This window comes from Herbaspirillum sp. C7C2 (genome assembly GCF_022627865.1).
Lineage (GTDB): Bacteria > Pseudomonadota > Gammaproteobacteria > Burkholderiales > Burkholderiaceae_D > Herbaspirillum > Herbaspirillum frisingense.
Genome location: NZ_JABXGI010000002.1, coordinates 389,436 through 408,158, shown reverse-complemented (window position 1 = coordinate 408,158; position 18,723 = coordinate 389,436). Strand labels below are relative to the sequence as shown.

The 18,723-nt window shown below is 66.6% G+C and carries 20 protein-coding genes; 5 read left to right on the top strand and 15 right to left on the bottom strand.

Annotation, left to right across the window (positions count from 1 at the left end; translation table 11 throughout):
* Positions 1–9 precede the first annotated feature (9 nt).
* The 6 genes from HWE04_RS05510 to HWE04_RS05485 form a co-directional block, all read right to left on the bottom strand.
* Positions 10–1,317, bottom strand: coding sequence for an MFS transporter (locus HWE04_RS05510; RefSeq protein WP_006462975.1), 1,308 nt, complete (start codon positions 1,315–1,317; stop codon positions 10–12).
* Between the two features lie 376 nt (positions 1,318–1,693).
* Positions 1,694–2,011, bottom strand: coding sequence for a YnfA family protein (locus tag HWE04_RS05505; RefSeq protein WP_241811776.1), 318 nt, complete (start codon positions 2,009–2,011; stop codon positions 1,694–1,696).
* Between the two features lie 12 nt (positions 2,012–2,023).
* A complete protein-coding gene (locus HWE04_RS05500; RefSeq protein ID WP_006462977.1) occupies positions 2,024–2,515 on the bottom strand; it encodes an MgtC/SapB family protein in 492 nt (163 codons plus the stop codon).
* 258 nt (positions 2,516–2,773) lie between these two features.
* Positions 2,774–3,178, bottom strand: coding sequence for a hypothetical protein (locus tag HWE04_RS05495; RefSeq protein ID WP_241811774.1), 405 nt, complete (start codon positions 3,176–3,178; stop codon positions 2,774–2,776).
* Positions 3,179–3,343: 165 nt separating this feature from the next.
* A complete protein-coding gene (locus tag HWE04_RS05490; RefSeq protein WP_006462980.1) occupies positions 3,344–4,165 on the bottom strand; it encodes a helix-turn-helix transcriptional regulator in 822 nt (273 codons plus the stop codon).
* 30 nt (positions 4,166–4,195) lie between these two features.
* Positions 4,196–4,762, bottom strand: a complete 567-nt coding sequence (locus HWE04_RS05485; RefSeq protein ID WP_241811772.1) for a kinase inhibitor — start codon at positions 4,760–4,762, stop codon at positions 4,196–4,198.
* 235 nt (positions 4,763–4,997) lie between these two features.
* Between HWE04_RS05485 and HWE04_RS05480 the strand changes: the two genes are divergently transcribed.
* Together HWE04_RS05480 and HWE04_RS05475 are read left to right on the top strand one after the other, a co-directional pair.
* Positions 4,998–5,411 (top strand): nuclear transport factor 2 family protein, encoded by a 414-nt coding sequence (locus tag HWE04_RS05480; RefSeq protein WP_077235206.1) that lies wholly within the window; start codon positions 4,998–5,000, stop codon positions 5,409–5,411.
* 49 nt (positions 5,412–5,460) lie between these two features.
* Entirely contained in the window at positions 5,461–6,891 is a 1,431-nt protein-coding gene (locus HWE04_RS05475) for an NAD(P)/FAD-dependent oxidoreductase (RefSeq protein WP_241811771.1), read from the top strand.
* 79 nt (positions 6,892–6,970) lie between these two features.
* Here the strand turns inward: HWE04_RS05475 and pdxR are convergent, their stop codons facing one another.
* The 4 genes from pdxR to tauA all read right to left on the bottom strand — a co-directional run bounded on the left by pdxR (position 6,971) and on the right by tauA (position 11,336).
* Positions 6,971–8,482, bottom strand: coding sequence for a MocR-like pyridoxine biosynthesis transcription factor PdxR (pdxR, locus tag HWE04_RS05470; RefSeq protein WP_241811770.1), 1,512 nt, complete (start codon positions 8,480–8,482; stop codon positions 6,971–6,973).
* Between the two features lie 68 nt (positions 8,483–8,550).
* Positions 8,551–9,462: an ABC transporter permease subunit gene (locus HWE04_RS05465; RefSeq protein ID WP_241811769.1), complete on the bottom strand. Its 912-nt coding sequence runs from the start codon at positions 9,460–9,462 to the stop codon at positions 8,551–8,553.
* Positions 9,462–10,247 carry a taurine ABC transporter ATP-binding protein gene (locus HWE04_RS05460; RefSeq protein WP_006462986.1) on the bottom strand — a complete coding sequence of 262 codons (786 nt, stop codon included), beginning with the start codon at positions 10,245–10,247 and terminating at the stop codon, positions 9,462–9,464. The genes HWE04_RS05465 and HWE04_RS05460 overlap by 1 nt, the downstream gene beginning before the upstream one ends.
* A gap of 48 nt (positions 10,248–10,295) precedes the next feature.
* Entirely contained in the window at positions 10,296–11,336 is a 1,041-nt protein-coding gene (gene tauA / locus HWE04_RS05455; RefSeq protein ID WP_241811768.1) for a taurine ABC transporter substrate-binding protein, read from the bottom strand.
* 707 nt (positions 11,337–12,043) lie between these two features.
* On the opposite strand from tauA, the gene HWE04_RS05450 reads away from it, so the two are divergent.
* The 3 genes from HWE04_RS05450 (at position 12,044) to HWE04_RS05440 (ending at position 14,132) form a co-directional block, all read left to right on the top strand.
* Entirely contained in the window at positions 12,044–12,835 is a 792-nt protein-coding gene (locus tag HWE04_RS05450; RefSeq protein ID WP_241811767.1) for a sulfite exporter TauE/SafE family protein, read from the top strand.
* Between the two features lie 149 nt (positions 12,836–12,984).
* Positions 12,985–13,392, top strand: a complete 408-nt coding sequence (locus tag HWE04_RS05445; RefSeq protein ID WP_241811766.1) for a CidA/LrgA family protein — start codon at positions 12,985–12,987, stop codon at positions 13,390–13,392.
* On the top strand, positions 13,392–14,132 hold the full coding sequence (locus HWE04_RS05440; protein WP_006462990.1) for an LrgB family protein: 741 nt from the start codon (positions 13,392–13,394) through the stop codon (positions 14,130–14,132). The genes HWE04_RS05445 and HWE04_RS05440 overlap by 1 nt, the downstream gene beginning before the upstream one ends.
* Before the next feature lie 18 nt (positions 14,133–14,150).
* On the opposite strand, the gene HWE04_RS05435 is transcribed toward HWE04_RS05440, so the two are convergent.
* The 5 genes from HWE04_RS05435 to HWE04_RS05415 all read right to left on the bottom strand — a co-directional run bounded on the left by HWE04_RS05435 (position 14,151) and on the right by HWE04_RS05415 (position 18,679).
* Entirely contained in the window at positions 14,151–15,068 is a 918-nt protein-coding gene (locus HWE04_RS05435; protein WP_241811765.1) for a LysR family transcriptional regulator, read from the bottom strand.
* A gap of 122 nt (positions 15,069–15,190) precedes the next feature.
* Positions 15,191–15,802, bottom strand: coding sequence for an ABC-type transport auxiliary lipoprotein family protein (locus HWE04_RS05430; RefSeq protein ID WP_241811764.1), 612 nt, complete (start codon positions 15,800–15,802; stop codon positions 15,191–15,193).
* The gene (locus HWE04_RS05425) at positions 15,799–16,716 is read right to left on the bottom strand and encodes an MlaD family protein (protein ID WP_241811763.1); all 918 of its coding nucleotides are present in this window, start codon (positions 16,714–16,716) and stop codon (positions 15,799–15,801) included. Before HWE04_RS05425 ends, HWE04_RS05430 begins: the two co-directional genes overlap by 4 nt.
* A complete protein-coding gene (locus tag HWE04_RS05420) occupies positions 16,716–17,552 on the bottom strand; it encodes an ABC transporter ATP-binding protein (protein ID WP_006462994.1) in 837 nt (278 codons plus the stop codon). The genes HWE04_RS05425 and HWE04_RS05420 overlap by 1 nt, the downstream gene beginning before the upstream one ends.
* Positions 17,546–18,679: an MlaE family ABC transporter permease gene (locus HWE04_RS05415; protein ID WP_241811762.1), complete on the bottom strand. Its 1,134-nt coding sequence runs from the start codon at positions 18,677–18,679 to the stop codon at positions 17,546–17,548. Before HWE04_RS05415 ends, HWE04_RS05420 begins: the two co-directional genes overlap by 7 nt.
* Positions 18,680–18,723: the final 44 nt, after the last annotated feature.

Genomic DNA, 18,723 nt, shown 5'->3' with positions numbered 1-18,723 from the left:
GTTGTCTCCTCAGGCTGCAACTTTGCTGTCGGCCAGGACGGCTTCGCCGTTCTTGTCCGAGGCAGTGAAACGGATGGCCACGGCGCACAGTGCCGAGACGGTCACCAGCACGCCCAGCGCCGACAGGGTCTGCTGGGTATTGCCCAGGCCCTTCATCAGGAAGCCCGCCAGCACCGCGCCCACGTTGCCGCCGGCGCCGATGATGCCGGCCACGCCGCCCAGGGCCTTGCGGTCGATGAAGGGCACCAGCGCGTAGGTGGCGCCGCAGGCCATGTGGGTGAACAGGCCGAAGCACAGCATGGCGAAGATGGCCGCTGCGACGCTACCGGCATGGGCGAACCACAGCAGGCCCAGGCCTTCGCCCAGCATCATCACGAACAGCAGGGTGGCGCGGCGGTTCAGGCCGCCCGCGAGGGCTACCTTGTCCGAGATGAAGCCACCCAGGGCGCGGGCGAACAGCGCCAGCAGGCCGAAGCTGGCGGCGGCGATGCCGGCCGACTCCAGCGACAGCTGGAAGTGCTCCACGTAATAGATCGCAGCGATGTTGTGGATGAAGATTTCCACGCCGAAGCAGGCGCCGTAGGTGATGAAGAGCATCCACACGCGGTAGTTGGCGGCGGCGGCGCGGAAGCTCGCCCAGCCACCGCGCTTGCCGCTTTCGATGGTCACGCCGGCGGCGCGCAGGTCGTCATAGTTGCCCTCCGGGCAGTCTTGCGTAAAGCGCCAGTAGAGCGCCGCCATGATCAGCATCAGCACGCCCGGTACCAGCAGTGCCACGCGCCAGCCCCAGGCCTGGGACACGCCCAGCATCAGCACGGCCGCCATCAGCAGCGGCATCACACCCTGTGCCACGCCACCGCCGGCATTGCCCCAGCCGGCCGTGGCCGCGTTGGCGGTACCGACCACATTCGGGGCGAACATCACCGAGGTGTGGTACTGGGTGATCACGAAGCTGGCACCGACCGCACCGATCAGCAGGCGGAAGAACAGGAAGCTCTCGTAGCTCTGCGCAAAGGCCACGCCGATCACCGGCACGGCGCCGGCCAGCAGCAGGCCGGTATAGGTCTTGCGCGGGCCGAAGCGGTCGCACATGGGGCCGATGACCAGGCGCACCAGGATGGTCACGGCTACGGCGGCGATATTGATGTTGGCGATCTGGCCGGGCGTGAGATGGAATTCACCCTTGATCACCGGCATCAGCGGCGCGCAGGCGAACCAGGCGAAGAAGCAGACGAAGAAAGCCATCCAGGTCAGGTGGAAGGCGCGCATCTGCGGCGTGCGCAGGGAGAACAGCTCGATACGATTGGATTTGCTCATCTCGGGTCCTGTAAAAACAAAAAGGCGCCCGCTGGAACCAAGCGCAGGGCTCGGTTCTAGCGGACGCCATTGTCCGTGTGTCTTGCAGATCCATCGTTAGATCGGCATCGAATTGGGGAATCGTCCTTGATCCTGGGCTCTTATGAGCAAAGGTCGTGCCAGGCCGTGGGAATCGGGCGGGGCGCCCGTGCGGTGCGGGTTTGCGGCGGGAAGAGGGAGAGCAGGGCACCACTGCAGAGCTGACGGGTGGCCCCGATATATATCATTGTGTGATGTATTGCAGTGCAAGCTGCGCGTTCGTGGTGCAGTGCATCGTGAGGGTGCAGGGCGTCACATCCGGTGCGCCGGCATGTTGCCGCCCGGCCATGGCCGGTGTTCAGCGCGGCTGGAAGGCGATGATGCCCATGCCGGCCAGCGCTACCGCCACGCCCGCGCAATCCCAGGCCGAGGGCCGGATGCCGTCCACCGCCCACAGCCAGGCCATGGCCACGGCGATGTAGACCCCGCCATAGGCCGCATACACCCGCCCCGAGGCGGCGTCGTGCAGGGTCAGCAGCCAGGCGAACAGCGCCAGGCTCAGCGCGGCCGGCAGCAGCAGCCAGGCCGAGCGGTCCTGCTTGATCCAGAGATAGGGGAGGTAGCAGCCGACGATTTCGGCCACGGCGGTGCAGAGGTAGAGCAGCAGGGTCTTCATGGCCGGCCAGGCTCAGTCTTCTTCACGCGCGGTGATGTCGGCCCGCTCATCGTCGCTCTTGCGCAGCCATTGGCGGTGCATGAACTGCTCCAGCGGCCGGCCCACCACGAACAGCAGCAGGATCAGTGCCGTCGCCATCAGGGCCACGCGCCACCAGCCACCGCCGCAGACGATGCCCACCGCCGCCGTCACCCAGATTGAGGCCGCCGTGGTCAGCCCCCGGACTTTCTCGGTCCGCTGTTCATGGATGATGACGCCGGCGCCCAGGAAGCCGATGCCGGTGATCACGCCCTGGATGGCGCGGCTGACGGCGTCACGATAATGGTCGTCGGCACTGAAGGAGAAATCCATCGCCGCCATCGTCACCAGCGCCGAGCCCAGGGCCACCAGACCCAGCGTCTTCATGCCGGTGGGCTTGCCACGCAGGTTGCGGTCGATGCCGATGATGCAGCCGATCAGCATGGCAAAGCAGAGACGGTAGAAGACTTCGAAATGGTCGGTCATGGCACGGTCGGGGCGGCTAGGGAAGCTTGCAGGACGTAGGGAATCAGCCCGCCATTGTACCCTCGCACTCTGTCATTTCCTGCAGACGGCGCCGGACGAACGTGCATAAAAAAGCCCCGTCAGGATCGACGGGGCAAATCAGGCATGGCGGGAAGGAACGGAGGCTACGCCATGCCGCGCTCAAACGTGCAAGCCGGTCAAGCCCTGCTGACCGACTTTCGTAAGTCGGCTCATGTCAGGAAAGACTGTCGCGACAGATCAGGAACCGGAGCCGCCAGCGCCCGCACCGCCGGCACCGCCCGCGCCGGAACCGCCACCCGTGCCGCCATTACCGCCGGGGGAAGTGCCCATGGGACCATCCTTCATCTCGGTGGCATTCGGGTTGTTACCCGAACGGGACTTGGTGCTGCTCTTGTCGGACTTGTTGTGGTTGCGCATGGTCTTGCTCTTGCTGGAGGAACTGCCCGCATCGGAGGCGCCGCTGCTGCCGCTACCCGGGGTGGTCTGCGCGCCGGTGGCACCGGTGGCGCCGGAGCCGGCCGAACCGGAGCCGGCCGAACCGGAGCCGGCAGCGCCGCCCGAAGTCTGCGCCATGGCGCCAGTGCTGAAGGCGGCAACAATCAGGGCAGTGCCGAGGAATTTCAGAGTCGGTTTGGATGACATGCGTATCTCCTTGAGTTTTGGGGGCGTCCCGCTGTCGCGAGCCGTTGAAGCCATACTAGGCTTCGCTCCCGTTTCCCACAGTCGGACGTCACTTCATACGCTTGTCGGTGCTTTCGTACCGGGATGACGGTGCATGTTGTTGAGCTGGGTGGCGCCAGCTCACCGTCACGGCAGGGTCTGCCGCAGTTCGCTAGGGCTCAGTCCGTAATGCTGGCGAAAGCGGATCGCAAAGCGCGAGGCGGAATCGTAGCCGCAGGAGGCGGCGATGTCGGCAATCGGCAGGGATGAGGCCTGCAGTTGTTCCAGCGCCTGGCCCAGCTGCACCTTGTCCAGCAGTTCGCGAAAACCGGTCTGCTCGCGTGCCAGGCGGCGCCGCAGGGTCGACACGCTGCAGTGGAAGGCATCGGCCACCCGTTCCAGGCTGCGCTGCTCCGGGGCCAGCATCAGCAGATGCTGTTCGATGCGCTGGCTGATCGCGTCGCCCCGTTCACGCAAGAGACCACCCACCACCCCGCGCAGACTGAGCGCCAGCAACAGGCCTTCGGCAGCCTGGCACTGCAGGTCAGCGGCCGCGTCATCGCGGATGCAGTCGAGCAGGTAGCGCCAGGCGCGCAGGATGTCCGCATCCTGCTGCACGCTGACCAAGGCCGTGGCTTCGCTGCTGCGTACGCCCTGGCCGGGATAATGCAGGCGGAAGCGCTCCAGCAGCGATGACGGCAGCGAGACCATGTCGGCCGCATATTCGCCAGCCCGGGGCAGGTTGGCCACGTTCATCTGCATGCCGGGGGCGATCAGCAGCAATACATCCTGACCGCATTGCAGCTGACGGCTGCCCCATTCGACCCGCTTGCGTCCCTGCCGCACGTGGCAGATGCTGGCCAGTCCGATGAAGACCTGGCGCAGCTTCTGCTCCTGGCGGGCGCGGATGCGGGTCAGGGTCGGTGCGGGACCATGCGCGAAGGGCAGGATGGCGAGATCGTTTTGCATGCGGGGATGGGGGGGAAATCAGCGGCGGAGTCAGCGTCCGTAGTGGGCGGTCAGTCGGGCCTGGCCGAGCACCGAGGCATTGAGCATGAAGCCGAGCATAGCACCGCTGGCTTGTGCGTCCAGTGGTAACTTGTCGGTTTTCAAGGCCCAGACCACGAATTGGTAACGGTGCGGCTTGTCGCCTTCCGGCGGGCAGGCGCCGCCGAAGCTGCTGCTGCCGAAGTCGGTGCGGCCCTGGATGGAGCCGGCCGGCAAGCCCTTGCCTTCGGCGGTGATCCCGCCCGGCAGGCTGGTCACCGAGGCAGGGATGTTGAAGACCGTCCAGTGCCACCAGCCACTGCCCGTTGGTGCATCGGGATCGTAGACCGTGACGGCAAAGCTCCTGGTGCCGGCTGGCGCGCCCGACCAGGACAATTGCGGCGAACGGTTCAGGCCGCTGCAGCCGAAGCCCTGGAAGACCTGGGCGTTGCTCAGGGTCTGGCCTTCCTGGATGTCCTTGCTGGTCACGCTGAAGTCGGCCGCCTGGGCCGACAGTGCGGAAAGCGTCAGGGCAGCGCTGGTGGCCAGGGTAGCGGCCAGGTGTTTGGGATGGTTCATGCATGTGCTCCACAGGGGTTGAAGAGCGCTCATCGTAGAGGCCACGCCTGCCGCCCATGGTGCAGAAAACGTCAGGCGCGGTGCAGAAGGCGTCATCCTGCCCGCCGCACATCGACTGGCTCCATCGCCGGCCGCCCTGGCCTGATCAAAAGCCTCCGCTGGCTCTATGGCCTTCAGGCCAGGCTCCAGTAGGCTGTGCCGTATTCGCCTGTATCAGGTATCCCATGGAGTTCGCATGTCCTCGCCATCCCATTCGCTCAGCACCGCACCGGCCGTGACGGTGGAAACCCTGCAGGCCTTCTCCGATGCCTGGAACCGCCACGACATCGCTGCCCTCATGAGCTACATGCACCCCGACTGTGAATTCCTCACTGCCGCCGGGCACGATGCCCACGGCACCCGCCATGCTGGCCAGGAGGCGGTCGCCAAGGCCTTTGCCTCGGCCTGGATCGCCGTGCCCGATGCGCAGTGGCGCAATGGTCGCCATTGGGTGTCCGGCGAGCGTGGCGTGTCCGAATGGACCTTTACCGGCACCGCCGCCGATGGCTCGCCCATCGAGGCCGACGGTGTCGATCTGTTCATCTTCCGCGATGGCAAGATCCTGCAGAAGAACGTCTTCCGCAAGAACCGCACGGTCAGGCCGGCCTGATCCGCAGCAAACACCGCGCCGCCCGCTCACTGCTACCAAGGCCACTGCCATGAACAGCCTGTCCCGCGCCGAAGTCGGCGCTGCCTTCACCGATTCCCGCGCTCCTGCCACTCCCTACGATCCGGCCTTCGATCCGCTGGTCTCGCGCTCGCCCGGTCATAACATGCAGTACGCGCCGACCTACTGGGTCGCCAGCGCCGGTGATCCGCCGCCGGACGATGGCCCCATCACGGGTGACACCGATGCCGACGTGGTCATCATCGGCTCCGGCTTCACCGGCCTGGCCACGGCCTTGTTCCTGGCACGCGAGCACGGTATCCGCGCCACCGTGCTGGAAGCCAACCAGGTCGCCTGGGGCTGCACCAGCCGCAATGGCGGCCAGGGGCAGAACGCCAGCGGTCGCCTGTACCGCTCGCAGTGGATTGACCGCTGGGGCTTGCCGACCGCGCTGAAGCTGGACGAGGAAATCCGCAACGGCTTCGAGACCTTCCGTCAGCTCACCGAGGAAATCGATTGCGATCCCCAGCCTGGCGGCCATCTCTACATCGCCCATCGGCCCAAGAAGATGGACTTCCTGCGCAACGAAGCCGAGGTCATGCGCAGCCGCTTCGGTTACGACACCCGCATCCTCACCGGCGAGGAAGTACGGCGTGACTGGTGCGGCGACCAGGAGGCCGCCGGCGCCATGCTCGAACCGGTGGGCATCTGCGTGCATCCGCTGAAACTGGCCTTCGGCTACATGAAGATGGCCCGCGCACTGGGCGCCCGCGTGCATCCCTCCAGCCCGGTGACGGGCTGGGAAACGCGCAATGGCGTGCATCACCTGCGTACCCCCGGCGGGGTGGTGCGGGCGCGCGCGGTGGCGGTGGCCACCGGGGCCTACGGCCTGCAGGGCTTGACGCCGCTGCTGAAGAATCGCGTGTTCCCGGTATTGTCCAATTCCATCGTCACGCGCCCGCTCACCGACGAAGAACTGCAGGCCACCAACTTCTTGACCCATCAGGCCATCACCGATACCCGCACGCTGCGCTTCTACTACCGCCTGCTGCCGGACCGCCGGGTGCAGATCGGCAGTCGCAGCGCCATCAGTGGCGCCGCTGCCCATCAGGAGCATCACTACCGCCTGCTGGTCGACGGGCTGGCCCGCAAGTTTCCCGCCCTCAAGGGCATCCGCATCGATCACTCCTGGTGGGGCTGGGTCGATGTCAGCCACGACATGATGCCGCGCGTGGTGCAGCCTGATCCGGCGCAGAGCATCTACTACGCCCTGGGCTATGGCGGCAACGGCGTGTCCTTCTCGGCCCATGCCGGGCGCCGCATGGCCGAGCGCGTGGCCGGGCTGCGTGGGCCGGAAATCGAGCTGCCCATCTACGACAGCGCCTTGCCCTTCCCGCGCCAGGGTGAGTGGGCCGCACCCTTCCGCCGCCTGGGGCAGAGCATGCTCTATCGCTGGTACTGGCTGCGTGACGAAATCCTGTAGGCAGGGGTGAGGGAAGAGACAAGGGCCGTGCGGGGCGTGCGCCCTGCACGGCTGCAAGACGCTGAAGGAGAGTGTCTCCTCAGCGCAGGCGACAGCGCGGCACCAGGGCCGCCAGCGCCGCAATCCCGGGTTCGATGCGTTCGGCCTGGATCGATGAAAACCCCAGCCGCAGTCCATTGACCATGCCCGGCTCGGCCAGCCAGAAGGCTTCGCCCGATTCCACCAGGATGCCTTGCTCGAAGGCCGCCTGCCGCAGCAGCCGGGTATCGATCTCCGGCGCAAAGCGTCCCCACAGGGCAGAGCCACCATCCGGTGGCGTGAAATCCATCATCGGCAGATGCGTGCGCACGGCGTCGATCAGGAGACCCGCCCGGCGCGCCAGTTCATCGCGCATCAGGTGCAGGAAGCGGTCGTAATGGCCGTGCGAGATGAACAGCGCCGCCGCCAGCTGGTTGTTGGTGGCCGGATGGCGGATCATCAGCCGCCGCAAGGCGCGCAGCCGCACCACCACCTCCGCCGGTGCCACGATATAGCCGATGCGCAGGCCCGGCGAAAGCGTCTTGAACAGGCTGCCGATGTAGATCACCCGGCGCTCATGGTCGATGGCCTTCAGGGCCGGGGAGGGCTTGCCGACGTATTGCATCTCGGCGTCGTAGTCGTCTTCGATGATCACACCATCATGGGTGCGCGCCCATTCCAGCAAGGCCAGCCGCCGCTCGGTGGAGAGCGTGATACCGGTCGGGCACTGGTGGCTGGGCGTGCAATACAGCATGCTGGCCCGGGCCAGCACCACCGGATCGGGCAGCACGCCGTCGCGGTCCACCTCCAGCCCCACCAGTTGCGCGCCCCGGCGCAGGAAGATGTTGCGGGCATCCATGTAGCCCGGATCTTCCACCGCCACGGTGGAGCCAGGCGGCGTCAGCAGTTCGCTCACCAGGTACAGGGCCTGTTGCGCCCCCACCGTCAGCAGGACCTCGTCCCGGCGCGCCGCGATCCCGCGCCGGGGCAGCACGCGCTTGATCAACTGGTCCACCAGGGAGGCATTGTCGTGGTCGATGGCATCCGGCGCCCAGCCCCGGATCGAGCTCACGTCCAGCGCCTGGCGGCTGCACTCACGCCAGTCGGCGATGGGGAACAGGCTGGGATCGAACTGGCCGTACAGGAAGGGATAGCGATGGCGCTGCCAGTCTTCCGGCTTGTCCAGCCATTTGATACCGGCAGGCTCAGCCTGCATGCGCGCCTGCCAGTCCACCCCCTGCGGTGCGTCACGGCGGGGATGGTCGGGCGCGGTCTGCACCGGCCGGTGGTGATGCAGGTAGCGCTCGCTGACGTAGTAGCCGTTGCGCGGACGGTTTTCCAGGTAGCCGTCCTCGGCCAGCTTTTCATAGACCAGCACCACGGTATTGCGTGAAATGGCCAGCATGTCGGCCAGCTCGCGGCTGGAGGGCAGGCGCATGCCCGGCGCCAGTCGCCCGTCCAGCACGGCATCGACGAAGCACACCCGCAACTGGCTCTGCAGGGTACTGCCCTGGCGCTCCGGCTCGGGAAAGATCTGTCGCCACATCACCTGATGGGCCTGGTGGTCACGCACGCCTTTGCTCCGCTGTCCCAAAGCCTGCGTTGTCGCAGGAAGCGTGCCAGCAGCCGGCTGTGCGGGTTTCACATCTTGCCCTTCCACGGAATCAGCTTTTCTTCCATCTTGCGCATGAGCAGGTCGATCAGGTAGGCCAGCACGCCGATGACGATGATGCCCATGATCACGATGTCGGTACGCAGGAAGTTGGAGGCATTGAGCACCATCTGCCCGATGCCGGCGGTGGCCGCCACCATCTCGGCCGCCACCAGGGTGGTCCAGCCGAAGCCCACGGCGATGCGCATGCCGGTCAGGATTTCCGGCAGTGCCGCCGGAAACACCACCATGCGGATCACCTGCCAGTTGCTCGCACCCAGCGAGCGCGCCGCATTGATCTGTTCGATCGCCACCGAGCGCACGCCGGCCTTGGAAGCCATCGCCAGCGGGGCGAAGCAGGCCAGGTAGATCAGCGTGACCTTGGCGCTTTCATCGATACCCAGCCAGATCACGATCAGCGGCAGGTAGGCCAGCGGCGGCAGCGGTCGATAGAACTCGATGATCGGGTCGGCGATGCCGCGCACCAGGCGCGAGGTGCCCATGGCCAGCCCCACCGGCACGGCCGTGACCACTGCCAGCAGGAAGGCCGCCATCACCCGGCTCAGGCTGATGAGCACGTGTTGCGCCAGCGGCGTGTCGCCCTGGGTCTGGCCGTGCAGGGCGCCAATCAGCGCATCCAGGGTGGCCTGCGGGGTGGGCAGGAACAGCGGCTTGATCCAGTGCAGGCCGGTGGCGATCCACCACAGCAGCAGCAAGGCCACCAGGGTGACGGTGCTGATCAGCCAGGTGCTGCCCTGGCCCGGGGCGCCATAGTTGCGCGGGCGCCGGCGACGGCGCGGGGCAGTGGCCTGGGCGGATGCGGTGGCCGCAGGGCGGGTAGTGGGGGGCATGGTGGTCTCCTGCGCCGGTTTGGTGACGGCGGTGGCGGTGGTGCTGTTCATCAGTGCATCCCGGTCGACGAGGTTTGGTGGACCAGCGCCAGCACGCGTTCGCGGGCGGCGATGAATTCAGGATCGGCCTTGGTGCCGCGGGCATCGCGGGTGGCCAGGTAGCGGCGGGCAAAGGGCATGCTCAGGTCATGCACCACGCGGCCTGGGCTGGGCGCCATCACGATCAGGCGGGTGGCCAGGAACAGGGCTTCCTCCACATCGTGGGTGATGAAGAAGAACACCCCCTGGGATTCGTTCCAGAGGTCCAGCAGCAGTTCCTGGATGGCTTCGCGGGTGAAGGCGTCGAGCGCGCCCAGCGGTTCGTCCAGCAACATCACCGAGGGCGAGGAGGCGATGGCGCGCGCCACCCCCACGCGCTGCTGCATGCCGCCCGACAGTTCATAGACCTGCTTGTGGGCCGAGGACAGCAGGCCCACCTTGTTGAGACATTCGAGGGCGATGCGGCGCCGCTCGTGCAACGGCATCTTGCGCAGCTTGAGGCCGAATTCGACGTTTTCCACCACATTCATCCAGGGCATCAGCGCGTGCTTCTGGAACACCACGCCCCGGTCCGAACCGGGACCGTCCACCGCCTCGCCGGCCAGCCGGATTTCGCCCCGCGTGGGCGGGATGAAGCCGGCAATGGTGTTGAGCAGGGTGGTCTTGCCGCAGCCGGAGGCCCCCAGCGCCACCACGAACTCGCCAGCCGGGATGGACAGCGAGACCTGGTCCAGCGCCAGGCTGGGCGGCCCCTTGCGGGCCGGGTATTCGATCGAGACCTGGTCGATTTCAAGCATGCTCGCGCTCCAAGGATGAATGGGTGAAAAAGGGAAGGGACGACGACCTTACTTGCCGGCCGCGATGGCCTTGACGTACTGGTCGGTCACGCCCACCGAGTAATCCGGCAGGATGGCCTGCAGGGTCTTCTGTTCCTTCAGGAACTCGGCCGTGGCCTGCAGCGACTTGACGGCTCCGGCCTCCTTGCCGCCCGAGAGCCACTTGGTGGAAGCCTGTTCGGCCGGCGTCGGGAACTGGTAGAGCTTCAGTGCTGCCGCCACCTCGCCCGGCTCGCCACCGGAGATGGCCGCCACCGCCTTGCCCTGCGCGGTGTCGCCGGTCCATTGACCCGGGTTGGCGCGATACATGGCGTCATACTTGGCCAGCATGCGGGTGAAGCTGAGCATGAACTTCTCATGCTCCTTGGCCCAGTCGCGGTTGACCACGAAGCCGTCGAAGGTGGCGATGCCGGTCTGGGCGGCGATCTTGCCGGAACTGGTCACCACCGTGCCACTGGCGCTGATCTTGGCCAGCACCGGGTTCCAGACGAAGGCGGCATCGATGTCGCCGCGCTCCCTGGCCGCTGCGATCTCGGGCGGGCGCATGTTGAGCACCTTCACGTCGGCCGCCGACAGGCCGGCCTGCTTGATCGCCATGAGCGCATGGAAGTGGCTGGTGGAGACGAAGGGCACGCCCAGGCGCTTGCCCTTGAGCTGCGCCACCGAGCTGATGCCGGACCCGTTGCGGGCCACCATGGCCTCGGCGTCGTTGATGTTGTCCAGGATCCAGAACAGCTGGATCGGCAGGCCCTGCGACAGGCCGGCCGCCACCGGGCTGGAACCGGCTTCACCGATCTGCACGTTGCCTGAGGCCATGGCGCGGATGACGTCGCCGCCACCGCCGAACTTGCGGTAGTTGACCTTGTAGCCGGTTTCCTTGGCGGCTTCGTCAAGCTGCTGGGCGTAGCGCCAGGGGACCATCATGTCCTGGTAGGCGATGGTGACTTCCTTGTCGGCGGCCAGGGCCAGGGAACTGACGCTGACGGCGGAGAGCAGGCAGACGCCGGCCAGCAGGCCGGTCAGGGTAGGACGCAGTGCGAATGCTTTCATGGAGAACCCCTCGTTATCGTGATGTGGCGATGTGAGCAAGGAACGCGGCCCGTGGCTGGCACGCGGTTGCCCGTTTCGGTGTTGGCAACGCTTAGAACTCATTTCATCGATAGGCGTGAGTGCGAGCGAGTCCCGTTTGGGATGAAGTGCAAGGCGCGAATCTGGGTCAAGACTGGGCGTCTTGACCCAGATTCGTAACGCAGCAATTCGCCCAAACGGGCCGCTCCCTCCGGGTTCTGCCCAGAAAGGGCGCTGGCCGCGTTGCGCTCCTTGCGTGTGGCACCACCACACGACGCGTCGCGCGCCTTGCCAGCGCCCTTTCTGGGCAGAACGCATCTCACGCCTATCGATGAAATGAGTTCTACTGTGACGCAGAAACTGCGCCAGCCGATGGAGCCACAGCGGCCTTTCGATTGGACCAGCGCAGCCATGCCTGGTCCGCCGCGTTCTGGCAATGCCGATATCGCTGCGCTCCGCGCCTCCGCCGGCTTCCCGGCGTGGATGCTGTACAGCGGGCAGGGCGCGGCACTGCTTTCGTGCTGTCTTCGTACCATTGTTGTGCGCCTTGCCCACCTGCGGTGCTGTCGTGGCTGGCTCCATGGAAAGGTCTCGCTGGTCTTATGGTCCAGCCGGTGCCGATGCAATGATTGCACCATGTCCCGACTTATCCCTTCTTCTTGCCGCGTGTGCCATCCCGAGGTGGTCGCATGAGCGCCTCCCTGTCGCTGGTCGCCGGTCTCATGGCGGTCAGCCTGCTGGCCGGTCTCACCAAGGGTGTGACCGGCTTTGGCGGGGCGCTGGTCATGGCGCCGCTGTTCGGCCTGGCGCTGCCGTCTTCAGAGGCGGCGGCCCTGATCGTGCTGGTCAACTGCGCGGCGTCGCTGCAGGGCTGGCGCGGCTGGGTCCGGCAGGCTCACTGGCCGACGGTGTTGCCACTGGCGGCCATCGCACTGGCCTGCACTGCGGTGGGGGTGCGCCTGATCGCCAGCGGCAGCCTGCCCGACATGCATCGTCTGATCGGCCTGTGCGTGCTGGCGGTGACCGCCCTGCACGTGCTGGGCTGGCGCTGGCGCCATGGGGGCGGCGCCACGCCGACGCTGGCGGCCGGTGCGGTATCGGGACTGATGACAGCGCTGTGCGGGATCGGCGGGGTGGCGGCGGTGTACTACTTCAATGGCATCCGGCGCGCTGAGGCAGGAGCGATACCGCAAGCGGCCGATCACGGGCAGGCACATGAGCGGGCACATGAGCAGGCCGCACACCTGCGCGCCAACCTGCTGGCTTACTTCATGGTGCTGTTCTTCGGCGCGGCCATGATCCTGGCCTGGGACGGACAGGTGGGTCTGCCGCAACTGGCGCTGACGGCCTGGCTGGTGCCGGCCTTCGCGGCCGGTGTGCTGGTGGGGGAACGGCTCTATGGCCTGCTGTCACCGTCATGGTTCCAGCGCATCGTGTCGGCGCTGCTGTTCTGTGCGGGGCTGGTGGCGCTGGCGGGATGAGCGGGATGCTGCGCTGATAGCAAGCAGCAGGCAGCAGGTACAGCAGACGGGCTTGCATCAAATGGCCCGCCTGATGGCACAATCACGGCTTGCCCCTGATGTCGCACTTTCCTGATCGCGCAGGCCACGTCCCTGCCCAAGAGCCCGCCATGAACCTGACTTCGCTCGCACTCCTTCTCGTCTTCCAGTGCCTGGGAGAAGGCGTCGCCCAGCTGCTGGGCCTGCCTATCCCCGGCCCGGTGATCGGCATGCTGCTGTTGCTGCTGTCCTTCCTGTCATCACCGCGCCTGGCTGAGCTGATGGAGCCCACTTCCTGGGGCATCCTGCAGCACCTGTCATTGCTGTTCGTGCCGGCCGGGGTGGGCGTGATCGCCGCCGCCGGCCAGCTCAAGGCCGACCTGCCGGCCATCGTGGTGGCGCTGGTGGCCAGCACGGTACTGGCCATCGCCGTGGGTGCGCTGGTGACGCAGGCGGCCATGAAGTGGCTTGGCAAGTCCGGTCCGCCTGCCCCGTCAGATCAGCCGACAACGCCCGACGCCGGCCAGGAGTCGCACTGATGCACGGCCTGGCACGTCTGACCGACATCTGGGTCTATCTCGCCGCCTCGCCGCTGCTGGGGCTGACCACCACGCTGGTGGCCTATCTGGTGGCGCTATGGGTGTATCGCCGGCTTGGTTTCAATCCGCTGGCCAATCCGGTGCTGATCGCCATCGCTATCGTGGTGAGCATCCTGACCGTGACCGGCACTCCCTACAAGACCTACTTCGAAGGCGCGCAGTTCGTGCACTTCATGCTCGGCCCGGCCACGGTGGCGCTGGCCATGCCGCTGTACAAGCAATGGAACAAGCTGCGTCACGCCGCCGTGCCGCTGCTGCTGGGCCTGGCGGCGGGGTCGATCACGGCGGTGGTGTCGGCGGTGGGCATTGCCTATGCCATGGGCGCTTCGCCGCAGATCATGGCATCGCTGGCGCCCAAGTCAGCCACCACGCCGATAGCCATGGCGATTTCGGAACGCTTCGGCGGCCTGCCTTCGCTGACCGCCGTGCTGGTGATCTGCACCGGCATCCTGGGGGCGGTGCTGGCGCGCTATGTGCTGAACTTCCTGCGCATCGACAGCCATCCGGTACGCGGCTTCGCGCTGGGCGTGGCCTCGCACGGCATCGGTACGGCGCGGGCGCTGCAGGTGAGCGCCGAGATGGGCGCTTTCGCTGGCCTGGGCATGGGGCTCAATGGGGTCTTCACGGCGATCGTGGTGCCGCTGGCGATGCCGGTGTTCCTGCGCTGGATCGGCGCCTGAGGCCGTGGCTTCAGCGATTCAGGTGGCCGGCTTGGGGCACCAGGGCGGCACCTTGAACTGTTCCACCAGAAAGTCGCGCATGCGCTGGACCTTGGGTGGCAGGTGGGTGCGGGTCGGGTAGAGCGTATGCACCACCAGTTGCTCGCCGGTGCTCCAGCCCTCGAACAGTTCCACCAGTTGCCCCGAGGCGATGGCGGCATTGACGATGAAGTCCGGCTGGATGGCGATGCCCTGGCCGGCGATGGCCATCTCGCGGCAGGTTACGCCATTGTTGACATAGACGGTGGAACGCACGCGCACATGGCAGGTGTCGCCATGCACATGCTTGAAGCTCCATTCGTCGCCATTGGCGCGGTAGCTGTAGGAAATGAAGGGGTATTCACGCAGCTCGGCCGGGGTCTCCGGCCTGCCGTGGCGGCGCAGGAATTCCGGCGAGGCGCAGGCAATCATGCGCACCGGCGCCAGTGGGCGCGCCACCATGCGGCTGTCGCCCAGGGTGCTGATGCGGATGACCATGTCGAACCCTTCTTCGATCAGGTCGATGGTGCGGTCCGAGAGGGTGATGTTGAGTGTGATCAGCGGATTGTCTTCGGCGAATCGGCTCCATAGCGGCGCCAGCTGCTCCACCCCGAAATCCTGGGGCGCGCCGATGCGCAGGCGGCCGCAGGCCTGGTCGGAATTGAGCCCGACCTCGCTTTCCACGTCCTGTATCGATTCCAGCAATTCCTTGCAGCGGGCGAAATAGACGCGCCCTTCATCGGTCAGCGACAGCCGCCGCGTGGTGCGGTGGAGCAGGCGGATGCCCAGGAATTGCTCCAGCTCCGACACCTGGCGCGAGACGGCCGGCTTGGAAAGGCCGGTGACATCCACGGCGCTAACGAAGCTGCCGCTCTCGACCACGGCGACGAAGGTTTCCATGGCTTGCAACTTGTCCAAGCTGTCTCCGATCTGCAAGAAAAATACCGTCCAGCGTGCCACAGGCGCGCGGGCATGAACATGCTACGTTTGGATAATGGTCAGCATGGCCCCAACCATGCTCGGCACCTGGCGCTGGTGCGCTAGCGCACCCCGGCGGCCCAGCCCACCACCTCGGCCGCCAGCCGCTCGCTGGCCGCGCCGAAGGCGGTGACCACTTCCGGCACCTTGCTGCCAGCCACCGGTTGCACCACGGCAAAGCGGCGCGCCGCCAGTTGCTGGCGTGTGGTGGTATCGACCAGGCGGGCGTCATAGACGATCACCACCTGCGGTACACCGTTGCGATATTCGGTCTGAAAGGCAGCCAGCACGCCATTGAGCTCGACCTCGGCCGCGATATTGGCATTGTCGCCGGACAATCGCGGGAAGCGGCCATCGGCCTGGAAGGCCTCCAGCAGGCGGTCACGCAGCAGTTGCGGGGCCGGATCGCTCCAGCGTACGCCGGCATAGGACTTGATCATGTCGCCCTCGGGCAGCACCAGGATGCGTTCGCTGTCGACGCTGCGATTGGCGCTGGGCGTGACGATGCGCAGCGCCCGGTAGGGGCCGGCGCTGTTGCCTGTGCTGGCAGGCGTAGCCACGGTCGGGGCCGGCAGGCGGTACACCGCCAGCGGGTCGGCCTTGGGCAGGATGGAGCAGGCCGTCAATGCCAGGCTGCCGGCCACGAGGGCGGTGCGCAGGAGCAGGGTCTTCATGGTTGGAATTCCTGGAGATTGTCTTGGCCCAGCAGGTAGGCGCCGGGATTGTTTTCCAGCTTGCGGCTGATGGCCCGGACCGAGGCCAGTGTGCCGCGCAGTTCGGTGATGGCCGGGCCGATCTCGGCCACGCCCTGGGCGCCGTTGTTGAGCGCCGCCTGGTTCTGCTGGATCAGGGTTTCGATCTGCTGGCTGCTGGCGGCCAGCGAACTCATGGCCTTCTGCAGGTTGCCCATGGCGTCGTTGCCCCGGGTGGACAGCAATTGGTTGGCCGACTGCATGGCGATATTGGCCTGGCGCGCCGCCTCGGCCAGGTCTTGCATGGCCTGGCCGACATTGCCGCGCTGCGCGGCCAGGCTGCCGGTCAGCTGTTCCAGGTGGGCCAGGGTCTGGTTCAGGCGCTGCGCATTTTCCGGTGCCAGGAACTGCTTGGCATTGATCAGCACTTCATTGACGTTGGAGAGCAGGTCTTCGCCATTGGCCAGCAGCGAGGTCAACGGCGAAGGGGAGGCGATGATGACCGGATCGTTGCCGTCCCTGGACTCCAGGCGCGGGCTTTGCGGCGATCCGTTGGTCAACTGGATCAGGGCGGTACCGGTGATGCCGGCCAGGGCCAGCTTGGCACCGGTGTCTTCCTTGATCGGTGCCTTGCCCGTCACGCGGATGCGCGCGCGCACCTTGCGCGGATCGGCCGGGTCCAGGCTCAGGCCGACCACATCGCCCACCTTGATGCCGCTGTACTGCACCGGGCTGCCCCGGGACAGACCGCTGACGGCTTCGTTGAAGATCACCGTGTAGTAATCCACGTCGCGGTCCTGGCCGACCTTGGTCAGCCACAGGCAGAACAGCAGCGCCGCCAGCGCGACCAGGATGGTGAAGAGTCCGATGAGGACGTGATGTGCGCGGGTTTCCATCAGGGATGTCCTTGCTGGGTTGCGGTGGCGGCCGATCGCAGCGCAGCCACACTGGCGGCCCGTCCACGCGGGCCCTGGAAATATTGGCGTATCCACGGATCGTCGAAGGCTGCCACCGCTTCGATGCGGTCGGCCACCAGGACCCGTCGTGCCGACAGCACGGCCACCCGGTCGCAGATGGCATAGAGGGTGTCGAGATCGTGCGTGACCAGGAAGACGGTCAGCCCGAGGGCATCGCGCAGGGTCAGGATCAGGCGGTCGAAGGCGGCGGCGCTGATCGGGTCCAGGCCGGCGGTGGGTTCGTCCAGGAACAGGATGTCCGGGTCCAGCGCCAGGGCCCGCGCCAGCGCGGCGCGCTTGATCATGCCGCCCGAGAGCTCGGCCGGGAACTTGTCGCCGGCGGCAATGGGCAGGCCGGCCAGGGCCAGCTTCATGGCCGAGACGCCCCGCGCCTGGTCGGCATCCAGGCCACCGTATTCGGTCAGGGGCAGGGCGATGTTTTCCAGCACCGTCAGCGAGGAGAACAGCGCACCCTGCTGGAACAGCACGCCAAAGCGGCGCTCGTAGCGCGAGCGCGCCTGGGTGGAGAGCGCCGAGAGGTCCTGTCCGAACACCTTCACCTGCCCGGCGGCCGGACGTTGCAGGCCGACGATGCTGCGCAGGAGCACCGACTTGCCGGTGCCCGAGCCGCCCACCACGCCGAGGATTTCGCCGCGCCGCACCTGCAGGTCCAGCTGCTCGTGTACCACCTGGGTACCGAACTGGTTGCGCAGGCCGCGCACGTCGATGATGTTTTCCGTGCCGGTGTGAGCGGGGTCGTGGGGTGCGTTCACCATCCCATCTCCATGAAGAACAGGGCCGCCAGCGCATCCAGCAGGATCACCACGAAGATCGACTGCACCACGCTGGAGGTGGTGTGCTGCCCCACCGACTGCGCGCTACCGCTGACCTTGAAACCTTCATTGCAGCCGATGATGGCGATGACGAAGGCAAACAGCGGCGCCTTGACCATGCCCAGCACGAAATGGCGGATGCCCACGTCCTGCTGCAGCAGCGACAGGAACATGGTGGGGCTGATGTCCAGCGACAGGGCGCACACCATGGCGCCGCCCAGGAGGCCGGACATCATGGCGATGAAGGTCAGGATGGGCATGGACACCAGCAGCGCGAGGATGCGCGGCAGGACCAGCAGGTTGACCGGGTCCATCCCGAGGGCGCGGATGGCGTCGATTTCCTCGTTGGCCTTCATGGAACCGATCTGCGCGGTAAAGGAGCTGGCGGTGCGCCCGGCCATCAGGATGGCCGTCAACAGCACCGCGAATTCGCGCAGGAAGGAAAACGCCACCAGGTCCACGGTGTAGATGCTGGCGCCGAAATCAGCCAGCACCGTGGCGCCCAGGAAGGCCACCACCGCGCCCACCATGAAGGTCAGCAGCGAAACGATGGGCACCGCATCCAGCCCGGTCTGTTCGACCTGTGCCACCACGGCGGTGAAGCGCCAGCGCGAGGGACGCCAGAAGGACGCCACCAGCGTCTGCAGGGATAAACCGGCAAAGCCCAGCAGGCCGCGCGCGCAGGCACGCAGGCTGAGGGTGGCGATGCCGGCACGCTCCAGCACATCGGTGATCCAGGCCTGGGGCGGCGGCGCCGGTTTGGGAATGGCGATTGCCTTGGCGTCGGCCACGGCGGCCAGCAGGCCGCGCCAGGCCGGTGCCAGGTCGCTGTCGTCACCGGTCTGGCGCAGTGCCGCCGGCACGCCCAGCAGATCCACCAGCATCTTGGCGCCCACGGTATCGAAGGCGGTCAGTGCCGAAAACGTCAGCACCAGATCGTCCCCCATGGCCGGCCGCTCCTGCGCGATCCGGCGCGACAGCGCGGGATAGTTGTGCAGCGTCCAGTCGCCCTCCACATGCAGCACGGGCGGGCTGGTCGGTTCCAGGCGGAAGGTGGCAGCGGTATTCAAGTCGGACGCGGGTGGGTGTATGGATGGGGATGCGGCAGTTTACC